Raw genomic sequence first — 13,243 nt, 5'->3', positions numbered from 1 at the left:
CTTACCTGAAAAACAACCGCATTTACAACGAAAACAACAATCCCATTCTGAGGCTGTCAAAACCCGGAAACATGTCCAGTACCGCGTGGGAAACCAAAGACAGCTCCCTGTACATATTCCCAACGGGCGACAACTATGTGTATCAAATTAACAACAGCGGTGTAAGCACTTTCATGATCCCGGAAGAAATGTCAGGCATCAAGGGCATCCTATCTGACAAAAACGAAACGCATATGGTGGTTACCTACAGCGGTCATGTTGCCAGAACAAAGGACTTTCACCACTTCACAAATACGGATTACATACCACTAAGCGGCAACGGGCGGGTAACCTATTGGCACAACAAAATGTTCTTCTGTATTCAGAACAAAATATTCAGCATATCGGGTGCAACCGGCAAATCGAAATTGGTCCACGAACTTCCTCCCGGAACAGAAATCATCTACTGTGGCATCGGGCCTAAAGATGAACTCTTCATTGGCACCAGGAACGGACTGGGCATTTTCAAACTGCAGGCAGACAATATCCTATTTAAACGTTGGATGTTAAGAGGTCAACCGATATCCGGGGCATGCACCGACCGGGAAAATGGGATATGGATCACCAGCCTGCACAACGGTTTGTACTACATCCCCAATCCGAATATCTGGGAAATGAAAACGGCAGACGGTCTGCCCAACAACCGCCTCTTGAGCGTCAAACGGGACCTGACCGGGCGACTCTGGCTGACATCCGTTAACAGCCAGTACTGCATATGGTCTCCTGGCACCCCTCCTGAATGCAGGGAATTGGATTCCCAAATAAAAAATGCCGTAACCAATACGTACATGGCCGATAATGGTGACGTGTGGGTGGTAGGTAAAAACGGTGTTCAGACCATCGGAGATGGTTGGTCAGACAGATACATGTTTGGCGGAGATGATTTTCTGATCGACCATAATGGCATCGCCTGGTTGGCCGGATTCAAAATCGCCCGAATAAATAAAGAGGACCTGAAGATAATGAGGCAGCTTGCGCTTGATGCTACAAAACCCGGGTTCACAGTCAAACCCACCCATGATGTTTCTGTGCGTATCACGGCAAGCAGCCAACGCGGATGGACGATATGTGAAGACAAACATGGCAGGGTGTGGGTCGGATCAGACAATACCCTGCTCCGTTGGGAAAACAACGAAATGAAAGATGTATCGGTGATTGATGAAAGGCTGCGTCAAAGGATCAACATACTCGCATACGACAGCCTGCACGATGAGATGTGGGTTGGCACCAACAACGCGGGGTTGCTTTGCCTGCATAACGATTCGGTGATAGCCAGTTTCAGCACCGACAACGGCTTGGTTAGTTTAACTGTCAAATCACTCCGGTTTTCGCCGCAGGGTTGCCTGTGGATCGGAACAGACAAGGGGTTGAACTGCCTGCGCAGAGGCAAACATACGGTCGACAACCTGTCGGTGACCGTTGGCATCGGAAATATGAACATCATCGGAATCGAAGTTTCTGATCATACCATTTACCTGGCCACCGACAACGGATTGATCTATTTCCGGGATAGCATCGATAAACATGTAAGCCATCCCCATCCCGTTCTGATCACCGGCACACGGGTGCAACAGCAGGAAATAAACGAAGCCGAACTGAGTGATCTTCCCCACAACCGGAATGCCATCGGTATCTCATTTTCCTCATTGAACTTCCGGGACATGGGAAACACCGTTTATCGCTACCGGATGAAAGGAGCTGAAGACACCTGGACAACGACAAACAGAACTGAGGTCGAGTACAAATACCTGGCACCCGGCGACTACTTTTTTGAGATCACCACACTGGACATGACCGGGCATCCCAATCCAGGCATCCGCGAAATACACATTCACATACGACCTCCCGTATGGGCAACCTGGTGGTTTAGATTAGGCATCCTGTGCCTAATCATACCCATTGGTATTTTCTTATGGCGCAGGCGACTGCGTACACTACAAAAGCGGTACGAGTTGGCCCAGCAAGCCATGGAAGCGGAAAAGGCCAGAATTCAGATGGAAAAAAGCCTGATGGAAATTGAGCAGAAAGCAAGGCGCATGCAGATGAACCCGCATTTTCTCTTCAATGCCCTGAACACCATCAAAGGATTCTATGCCGCCGACAAACCCGATGAAGCAGGTGAATACATCACCAAACTGGCCCAGTTGCTGCGAATGATCCTGGATCACACCGACCACGAGATCGAACTGGAAAAAGAACTCGACATTCTGCGCCTATACATTGAACTGATGCAGGAACGCTACCAGGATCGTTTTGACTGTGAGATCCATTGTGAACCGGATCTGAAAGACGCCCTGGTACCGCCCATGGTGCTTCAGCCCTTTGTGGAAAATGCGATCATACACGGACTGATACCCCGGAAATCAAAAGGACTCCTGACCATCCGATTTCACAAGGAAGCCGACCGCATCATCTGCCGGATCACCGACAACGGGATCGGACGCGAGGCATCGGGAAAGATGCAAAGTGATCACACCCATCAATCACATGCGACACGCCTCACCGAAGATCGTTTGCAGTTGTTGCGCAACCTCGGCATGACCAACCTCGAGCTGAACATCCGGGATCTGGAAGGCACCGGCGGAGAACCGGCAGGAACAGAAATCATCATCACCTTACCATATAAAACATCATGGGACCTATGATTCGTACCATTATCATCGATGACGAAACACATGCGCGCATGGCGCTGAGGAAAGAAATTGAAAGAAACTGTCCGGAGGTAGAGATCATCGGCGAAGCAGACGGAGTAGAATCCGGCGTTGACATCCTCAAAAACAGCAACCCCGACCTGGTATTCCTGGATGTACGCCTGGCCGATGGCAACGGCTTCGACATCCTGGACCAAACCAACCACCTGTCATCCAAAGTAATCTTTACCACCGCATACAGTGAATATGCGATCAAAGCCATCCGGTTCAGTGCACTCGATTACCTGCTCAAACCCGTGAACGGTAAAGAACTCAAGGAGGCCATCGAACGCATATCCAACAGAAAACAGGAAGAACTGCAACTGAGCCTGGAAAGCTACTTTCACAACCTGAAAGCTGTTGCCGGAAGAAAACGCATCGCCCTGCAGTCGTCGGATGGCATCCACCTGATTGAACTGTCGCGGATTGTCCGGTGTACATCTGAAAGCAACTACACCAGCTTCTTTTTCACCGACGGCAAACGCCTGATGATCGCCAAAACGCTGAAGGAGTTCGAAGAGCTGCTCGTTCCCTCCGGCTTCATACGCATCCACCGGTCTTACCTCATCAACCTGGAACACCTGAAAAGCTACATCAACAAAGACAACGGGTATGTGAAGATGAGTGACAACACCGAACTGCCGGTATCCCAAAGAAAGAAACAGCACCTCATGGACATCATCCACCAAATGAATGAATAGTTACCCCTATAAAAAGAGGTAGGGCCAAAAGCAACGCTTTTGACCCTGAACCCATCTTGTTCAGCCATCCCCTCGCGACAACCCCCACACGATCTCGATGCTGTCTTTGCTGTCTGCTTCGCTGAACACCCATAATTACGGGGGTGGTTCACGCTTTGTTCTCACAAACAGACAGACCTTCGGTTTGCCTCCTTTCAACGTTCGATTTTTATCGATGAGGCCAAAACAGCCCTCCTCTCTTTCCTGAAAATGCCCGATCTTGCGGCTGCATCCACCCTAAAAACCAACAGCCGTGAGCAAACGACTCCTCCGCATCCTGCTGATCCCGCTGGCCCTTTCGGTGATGACCTTCGCCCTCATCCGCCACTACTTCGGATCGGAAGCCGGCCTCCGGGGATTGTACGCCATACCCGGAGACGCCATATATATTATTGAAACAACCGAGCCATTCAACGCATGGGACCGGCTCAGCAACAACCCGGCATGGCAACACCTGAAAACACACCCCCTGTTCAATGAGATCGCTGAAGGAGCCGACGCCCTGGATTCAATGCTGCACGACAACCCGTACCTCACCGACCTGATTGGCGACCGGCAACTGTTGATCTCCGCCCACATGATCAAGCGGAATGATTACGACTTCCTTTATGTCGCCGACCTCGAAAACCCTACCTGGGGAAGCCTCCTGACCGACAACCCCGATGCCCTCAGCAGTGAAGGATACAAAATCAGCAAGCGTACATACCACGACCATACCATCGTGGAGCTTTACGATACGGAAGACAAGGAAACCCTTTATATCTCTGCCATCCAAAACCTGCTCGTGGCATCCTACACCCACACCCTGGTGGAGAAAAGCATTGACGAAGTGAGCCTGCCCGACATCGGAAGAGACCTGCGTTTCATCCGTGTGCAAAAAGAAGCGGATGGTGATGACGTGCTGCGCCTCTACGTGCAGTACAACCGCCTGCAGGATTATCTCCGGTGCTACACCACCGCCGACAACCCATACGTGCGCGACCTGAGTCGGGCACTTGCCTGGTCGGGTATATCCGTTACATGGGATGACGCCTTGTGGAAGATGCGCGGATTCACCCTGTCCAATGATTCGATCCCATCTTACCTCCAGGCCCTTCAGCACGCAGGCACAGGGAAAAGAAGCGCAGTGTCGGTGATGCCTCATCACACCGCATTCTGCCTGAGCCTCGGCTTCGGTAGTTTCGGGAAGTTCCTGAATGGCCTGGAACAGGTTCTGCAGAAAGACACGGCTGCCTGGAGCAACTACCGCCACCGCATCACCCAAATGGAAAAACTCCTGAAAATTGATTTCAGGAAACACTTCACCAGCTGGATCGACGACGAAGCAGCCTTCGTACAAATGCAACCTTCCGGCCTCGGGAAAAACAACGAGATGGCTTTCTACCTGAAAACCACCGACCCGGAAGAGGCCAGGAAAAACCTCGACTTCATCAAATCGCAGGTGCGAAGAAAAACCCCCATCCGGTTCAAGGAGATCACCTACAAAGGACATGTCATCAGCTTCCTTTCCGTGAAAGGATTTTTCAAACTGCTGCTGGGTGATTTCTTTTCGGGACTGGACAAACCGTACTATACCTTCATCGGCGACTTCGTGGTGTTCAGCAACCATCCCCAAACATTGAAGCGCATCATCAATGATTACCAGTCCGGTGAAACCCTGGCCGCCGATGACGACTTCAAAGCATTCGCCGGCAACCTCGACGAAAAGGTGAATGTGTTTGCTTATGTACAGATGCCGCTACTCACAGACAACCTGAAACCATTGGTAAGCGCAGACACATGGCAGGACATCAGCCGGAACAAACCCTACCTGGTGTGTTTCTCCCAGATCGGCCTGACCTTAAAGGAAGATGGTGACGGCTTCGACACCAAACTCGCCATCGGTTACCTCCCGCCCGATTCAGCCATGGTTAAATGGGCAAATCCCATTGCCAAACATGAAACCAGCAACGAACCCGACACCACACACATGGTGTCTGTCTCCGAAGACGAAATCATCAACCTGGACGAGATCACACCCGACGACCTCGATGCCGACCTCCACCAGGAACTCTTCCCCGACGGCAGTGTGATGCTGGAGGTGAACATGAAAGACGGGGAGAAGCACGGCAACTTCCGCGAGTACCACCCGAACGGAAACCTGAAGATCAAGGGCAGATACAAACACGACCAGAAAAACGGCACGTGGAAATTCTACGACGAGGAAGGCAACCTGCTGGAGAAACGGAGATACCGAGACGGAAGTCAGATGTAGGGGTTCGTTGATCGTTTTTCGTGGTTCGGATGAACAATGGTCATTTGTGCGGTATGGCTAGTCAATGGTCAGTAAGCTGCGCAGTCAATGGCTCCCTCCGGTCGCGTCAATGAAATCGAGCGGCCATTGACTATTGACTATTGACTTCCCCACCCACCGAAGCTCACTCTTGCCGGATGCCCCATTTTCAAATTACCACATCCTCACATTTTCAAATTACCAAATCACCGTCTATTCTCACCTGAGCAAGATTTCACATCCCTTTCGCTCATACCTGAATTGAAATTTGACGAACTTGTTCCGGGGAGGGAAGCGCGTGTGCCCAATACAATTACGTATTGTCAATTGCGAATTAGGAATGGGCGGCAGACAGATGTGTAAGGCGGCTAGTCAATGGTCAGTAAGCTGCGCAGTCAATGGCTCCCTCCGGTCGCGTCAATGACGTCCGACTCCCATTGACTATTGACTATTAACCATTGACTTCCCCACCCACCGAAGCTCACTCTTGCCGGATGCCCCATTTTCAAATTACCACATCATCACATTTTCAAATTACCAAATCACCGTTTATTCTCACCTGAGCAAGATTTCACATCCCTTTCGCTCATACCTGAATTGAAATTTGACGAACTTGTTCCGGGGAGGGAAGCGCGTGTGCCCAATACAATTACGTATTGTCAATTGCGAATTAGGAATGGGCGGCAGACAGATGTGTAAGGCGGCTAGTCAATGGTCAGTAAGCTGCGCAGTCAATGGCTCCCTCCGGTCGCGTCAATGACTTCCGACTCCCATTGACTATTGACTATTAACCATTGACTTCCCCACCCACCGAAGCTCACTCTTGCCGGATGCCCCATTTTCAAATTGCCACATCATCACATTTGCACATTCACATCGCCCGCATCCGTTCATACGCCACCCAAAAAACGACCCACGAAAAACGATCAACCATCATATACAATACCACCCGCCCACCACCTGTTAACCTATAAACCCCATTACATGATCGCACTCCGTACGCTCTTCATATCCCTGTTCCTGTTCACTGCTTCACCCCCGCCTACCTATACTTACCCCTGGCTTGAAAACCAGGACCATTACACATCTATCAACGACCGGTTTCCGACCCCATCAGGGTTCACCCGTACATCCGATGAAGGGTTTGCCGGGTGGTTGCGCCACCTTCCGCTCATGCCTCCGGGTTCACCCATCCATTCATATGATGGCAACATCCTTTCCTACCGCACCAGTCATGCAGCGGTGATTGACATTGATATCGGTAACCGTGACCTGCAGCAATGCGCCGACGCAGTGATCCGCCTGCGGGCCGAATACCTGTATGCCAGCAACCGCATGGAAGATATCCTCTTTCATTTTACCAGCGGGGATGCAGTTCCGTTTTCAAGATGGATAAAAGGAGACCGTCCGAAAATATCCGGCAACAAGGTATCCTGGCAGCACACTGCCCAACCTGATGACAGCCACTCTTCCCTTCGTGCATACCTCAATCAGGTGTTCACCTACGCGGGCAGCCTGTCGCTCAGTCGCGAATTGCAACCCGTTACCAACCCCAATGACATTCGCGTGGGCGACGTATTCATCCGCGGTGGAAGTCCGGGCCACGCTGTACTTGTGGTGGATATGGCCACCGATGCGAATGGCAGGAAAGCCTTCATGCTGGCCCAAAGCTACATGCCCGCCCAGAGCATGCATGTACTCCGGAATCCGGCAAGTTCATCTGACAACCCATGGTTTTACCTTCCCCCGGCGGGGCGCGACCTGGAAACGCCCGACTGGAATTTCAGTCTTTCCGAGCTGAAACGATTCCCCTGAGATACTTTCTTTCGATTGATAAATTATTATTCAACATCAACAAATACATCACCTCCATTTCTTACATTCAGCCTGCCTAATTGCGCATCAACATGACAAAGAAAAAAATCCTCCTGATCGGCGGAGTGGCCCTGACCGTAGCTGCAACTGTACTTCTTTTTACAAAAACTGCGAAATCCAAAGCCAAAACCGTTGAGATCAATCCTGCATTCGGACAATATGTCTCGGCATATACGGCAGGGGTGATCCAGAGAAATCAGTCCATCCGCATCCACTTCACTTCCGATGTGGCCACTACCGAGCAATTATCACGGCCGGTTGATGACAGGCTTTTTTCTTTTCAACCATCCATTGATGGAAAGACCACATGGCTTGATGCGAGCACCATCGAGTTCAAGCCCGACAAAAACCTACCCAGCGGCCAAAAGTATTATGCGGAATTCGGTATCGGCAAAATCATGGAGGTACCCGAAGCGCTGGAGGTATTCGCATTCAACTTCGAAACGCTCCGGCAATCCATGGAGGTGCAAGTTGAAGGCATGAAGGCCTTTGACAAGAAAACCCTACAATGGCAGCGCATCTTCGGTCAGTTGATGACCGCCGATATTGAAGAACTTGATAAAGTAAAGCAAACGTTAACAGCAAGTCAAAACGGAAAACAACTTCCTATCCAATGGCAACAGGAAATCGGACAGGTGCGGAACCATTTTACCGTTGACAGCATTGTTCGCGGTAACGATGCTTCGGAAGTAATCATCCAATGGAATGGGAAAGCCATCGGGTGTGACATCACCGACGAGAAGAAGGTAGAGGTGCCTGCCCTCGGCGACTTCAAGCTGACCGGATACAGCGTCATTCATGATCCCGATCAATACATCAAGTTGCAATACTCCGACCCATTGGATGAGAACCAGGACCTCAGGGGCCTGGTCACACTCACCAACACATCACAACTCAGGTATGTGATCATCGACAATGAGATCATGATCTATCCAGCCAGTCGCATTCAAGGGCAGCGTACCTTGAACACAGAACCTGGCATCCAAAATATCATGGGATACAAAACCCAGGAGAGAAGGGAATTCCCTATAACATTCGAAGTGCTCAAACCCGCCGTCAGGTTTGTGGGTGAAGGTGGCATCCTTCCGGAATCCAAGGACGGACTGGTCATTCCTTTTGAAGCTGTTAGCCTGAGATCCGTTGACGTACGTGTTATCCGGATTTTTGAAAGCAACGTCAAACAGTTCCTTCAGGTGAACAACATCACGGGTGAAGACGAACTCGCAAGGGTGGGCAAACCGGTATTACAGAAAACCATCCGGCTGGATCAGAGCGGCATCGTGGACTTGGGAAGATGGAACCGTTATGCGCTGGACTTGCGGGAACTGGTTCAAAAAGAGGCTGGGGCCATTTACCGCATCACCATTGGCTTCCGTAAATCTCAATCCCTCTACCTGTGCAATGATGCAGACAACGGAGAGATCGATGACATTTCACAGTCGTTCGACAAATGGCAGGATGCTCCGGTTGAGCATGATGCTAGTTACTGGGACGGCTATGAGGACTATTACTATGATGAAGACTACGATTATTCCGAACGGGACAATCCATGTCATCCGTCGTACTACGGATCAAGAAGATCTGTCAGCCGGAACATCCTTGCATCTAACATCGGACTGGTTGCCAAACGAGGAGAAGAAGGAAGTATGTCGGTATTCGTAACCGACCTGCGCACTGCCCTTCCCCTTTCAGGTGTTACACTGGAAGTGGTCGACTATCACCAGCAGGTACTAGCAAGTGCCTCGACGGATGGAGATGGCAAAGCAACCATCGCGGTGAAGGAAAAGCCCTTCCTGTTGATTGCAAAACAAGGGGCCGAGAGAGGATATCTGAAACTGGATGACGGCTCATCCCTTTCCCTCAGTCAGTTTGATATTTCAGGAGAACGTATTCAGAAAGGCGTGAAGGGGTTTTTATATGGGGAGAGAGGCGTATGGCGCCCGGGTGACTCCCTTTTCGCAACCTTCATCCTTGAAGATAAACTCAAGACACTCCCGGAGAATCATCCGTTGGTATTCGAATTCCGGAACCCGGAAGGTCAATTGGTGAAGCGCATCGTAAACCCCAAGTCAGAAGACGGATTTACACGCCTTGCCTTTAAGACGGACGAAGATGCTCCAACGGGAAACTGGGGAGGAAAAGTTAAGATTGGCGCCATTGAGTTCAGCAAAACTTTCAAGATCGAGAACATCAAACCCAACCGGCTGAAGATCGATATGAAGTTTGGAACGGAAAGCATCGACGCTACTTCACTGGCGGGTGGCATTCCCTTCCACACCGAGTGGCTGCACGGCGGAAAGGCAAAGAACCTGGATGTGAAAGTAGACCTGACCCTGGCACCTTCGGTCACACATTTCCCCAAATACAACGATTATGTATTTGACGACCCTACCACCAAATTCTATGCAGAGGAGCAGACGCTTTTTGAAGGCAAGGTGGATGAGGAAGGAAATACGCGCATCGAAGGAAAGATCGAATCAGAAAATCGGGCACCCGGGATGCTGACCGCCAAGTTCCTGACCAAGGTTTTCGAACCGGGAGGTGATTTCAGCCAGGATCGCTTCTCGATCCCTTTCCATCCTTTCACACATTACGCCGGATTAAAGCTACCCAAAGGCGATGCAACCCGGGGCATGCTGTTGACAGACCAGGATCATCCGGTGTGGCTGGTGGCAGTGGACAACAAAGGGAAGCCGGCACCCAACCGAAACCTGAAGGTGGAATTTTACAAAGTAGAATGGCGTTGGTGGTGGGACACTTCTCCGGACAACCTGACCTCCTACAACAATGACAACTGGCACAGTCCCCTTCAGCAGGAAACCGTAACCACGAATGAGAAAGGCGAAGCCACTTTCAACATCCGTATCAACTATCCCGACTGGGGGCGTTACCTGGTGCGTGTAACAGATACCGAGAGTGGCCACAGTTCGGGAAAAACAGTATACATCGACTGGCCGGGATGGGCTGGCAGAGCCAGAAATGATGGGAACGGAGCTGCCCTGCTCACCTTCAATACCGATAAAGAATCTTACACCGTCGGTGAAGAAGCTGTTGTCACTATTCCTTCAGCCAAAGGTGGGCGTGCATTGCTGAGCATTGAATCCGGCAGCAAGGTATTACAGTCGTACTGGCTGGGCACCGAAGACGGGCAAACCGTTTTCAAGCTACCGGTGACAAAAAACTTCGCACCCAACGCCTACCTTCATGTCACCTTACTTCAACCACATGGGCAAACCGTTAACGACCGTCCCATCCGGATGTATGGCGTTGTTCCGATCAAGGTGGTGGATCCATCCACCGAACTTCACCCGGAGATCAAGATGCCTGAAGTTTTACGGCCAGAAGAGGATGTAAAGATCACCGTATCGGAAAAAGACGGACACCCGATGTCGTATACCCTTGCCATTGTGGATGAAGGTTTGCTCGGACTCACACGATTCAAGACCCCGGATCCATGGCCGGTATTCTACGCACGCGAAGCCCTCAGCGTAAAAACATGGGATCTGTATGACCAGGTGATCGGTGCATATGGTGGCAAGTTGGACAAACTGTTGGCTGTAGGCGGTGATGAAGTGAACAAACCCAAGGGAGGGAAAAAAGCACAGCGCTTCAAACCTGTGGTGAAGTACCTCGGCCCGTTCTATCTCAATGGAGGGTCAAGGACACACACTGTACATATCCCCCAGTATGTGGGAGCAGTGCGTACCATGGTTGTGGCGGGGCATGACGGCTCTTATGGTTGCGCCGAAAAATCCACACCTGTAAAAAAACCCGTGATGGTCCTGGCCACCATGCCAAGGGTACTTTCTCCGGGCGAAAAGGTCAGCCTTCCGGTAACGGTATTTGCCATGGAAAAAAATGTACGGAACGTGGCGGTACATATCGAAACCAAGGGCCAGTTGAAAATATCGGGACAGCAGGAACAAACGATCAACTTCGATGAACCGGGCGACCAAACGGTGAATTTCAATCTGAAGGTTATAGATGCAATCGGCACCGGCAAGGTCACCGTAAAAGCAACGAGTGGTTCGGAAACAGCAACGTATGAGGTGGAGCTGGATGTAAGGCCACCCAATCCTGCTGAGATGAATGTGGTTTCACAGGTACTGGATCCAGGAGCCTCCTGGTCACCGGACATTACGGCTTTCGGGTTGCCGGGAACGAACAAAGCCACGGTAGAGATTTCCACACTCCCTCCCATTGACCTGGAGCGCCACCTGAAATACCTCATTCAATATCCGCACGGGTGTGTTGAACAAACCACATCCGGCGTGTTTCCCCAGTTATACCTGGATGCACTCATGGAACTCCCGGAAAGCAAACACATGGAGATCAACCGCAACATCAACGCGGGCATTCAGCGTTTGGTGAGTTTCCAGGGGCCTTCCGGAGGTCTTTATTATTGGCCTGGCAACAATTCCGAATACAGCGAATGGGGCACCTGTTATGCAGGGCACTTCCTGATCGAAGCGGCTGCACGCGGATACAATGTGCCCTCTTCATTTTTCTCGAACTGGGTGAACTACCAAAGCAACCTGGCGGTGCAATGGCGTTATTCCAGGAACAACAGCGACCTGCTGCAGGCATACCGGTTATATACCCTGGCACTGGCAAAGAATCCGGATATCGGCTCCATGAACCGGTTGAAAGAACAACCAGGCATTTCCGAAAGTGCACGATGGAGACTGGCGGCTGCCTATTCCATCATCGGACAACCAGAGGCCGCAGCGAAACTGACCCAAAGCATAAGTACGGATGTCAAATCATATCATGAACTGTCATACACATTCGGTTCCGACGACCGCGACCTTGCGCTGATCCTGGAGACATTGGTATTGATGAATAAGAAAGAAGACGCTTTTAAAGTGATGAAAAAACTTTCGAACAGCCTGAGCAGCGACAAATGGATGAGCACCCAGACAGCATCCTACGCTTTGCTGTCCATCGGTAAGTACGCCAAAAACATGTCTGCGGATGCGATGTCGTTCCAGGCTGATATCAATGGAAGTGTCATGAAGATTGAGAACCTGAAAAAGTTTGTCGCACAGAAGAAGTTCACGCTCAAACCAGGATCAAACAAAGCCACGATGAAAAACCAAAGTAAAATGGGACTTTACGTGAGGGTAATCATAGAAGGCATACCAAAAGCCGGAGAAGAAATGGAAAGTGCAAAAGACCTTCAGATCAGTGTTGCCTACCGAAATCTGGATGGAAAAGAAGTGGATCCCGCATCCATTGAACAGGGTACCGATTTCATGGCGGTGGTCAAAGTAACCCATGCAGGTTCCCGGGCAGAGGACTATCAGCAAATGGCCCTCACCCAAATCTTCCCTTCAGGATGGGAGATCATCAACGATCGCATGGACGGGCAAAGCGAAACTGAGGGCTACGATCTTCCGACGTATGAAGACATCAGGGATGACCGGGTACACATGTATTTCAATCTGAACCGCGGCCAGACCAAAGTGTTCAGGGTATTGTTGAATGCCAGCTACCTGGGCAGCTACTATCTACCGGCTGTGCAATCGTATGCGATGTACGATGAATCCATACATGCCCGCACCAAGGGAAGATGGGTGGAAGTCATACAAACACCAAATCCGTAAACTCACAGGCACGGGTTGGTT

5 protein-coding genes are annotated in these 13,243 nt (G+C 50.7%); all 5 read left to right on the top strand.

Going from position 1 to position 13,243, the window contains the following annotated elements; translation table 11 throughout:
- Positions 1–71 precede the first annotated feature (71 nt).
- The 5 genes from H6585_02910 (at position 72) to H6585_02890 (ending at position 13,222) form a co-directional block, all read left to right on the top strand.
- Positions 72–2,684 carry a histidine kinase gene (locus H6585_02910; GenBank protein MCB9447277.1) on the top strand — a complete coding sequence of 871 codons (2,613 nt, stop codon included), beginning with the start codon at positions 72–74 and terminating at the stop codon, positions 2,682–2,684.
- Complete coding sequence (locus tag H6585_02905) at positions 2,681–3,430, top strand: response regulator transcription factor (protein ID MCB9447276.1); 750 nt, start codon at positions 2,681–2,683, stop codon at positions 3,428–3,430. The genes H6585_02910 and H6585_02905 overlap by 4 nt, the downstream gene beginning before the upstream one ends.
- 292 nt (positions 3,431–3,722) lie before the next feature.
- Complete coding sequence (locus tag H6585_02900; protein ID MCB9447275.1) at positions 3,723–5,723, top strand: DUF3352 domain-containing protein; 2,001 nt, start codon at positions 3,723–3,725, stop codon at positions 5,721–5,723.
- 1,002 nt (positions 5,724–6,725) lie between these two features.
- Positions 6,726–7,556, top strand: coding sequence for a DUF4846 domain-containing protein (locus H6585_02895; GenBank protein MCB9447274.1), 831 nt, complete (start codon positions 6,726–6,728; stop codon positions 7,554–7,556).
- Between the two features lie 92 nt (positions 7,557–7,648).
- A complete protein-coding gene (locus H6585_02890) occupies positions 7,649–13,222 on the top strand; it encodes a hypothetical protein (GenBank protein MCB9447273.1) in 5,574 nt (1,857 codons plus the stop codon).
- Positions 13,223–13,243 lie beyond the last annotated feature (21 nt).

It is taken from the genome of Flavobacteriales bacterium (assembly GCA_020635855.1).
GTDB lineage: Bacteria > Bacteroidota > Bacteroidia > JACJYZ01 > JACJYZ01 > JACJYZ01.
This window is presented reverse-complemented; position numbering and strand designations above follow the sequence as displayed.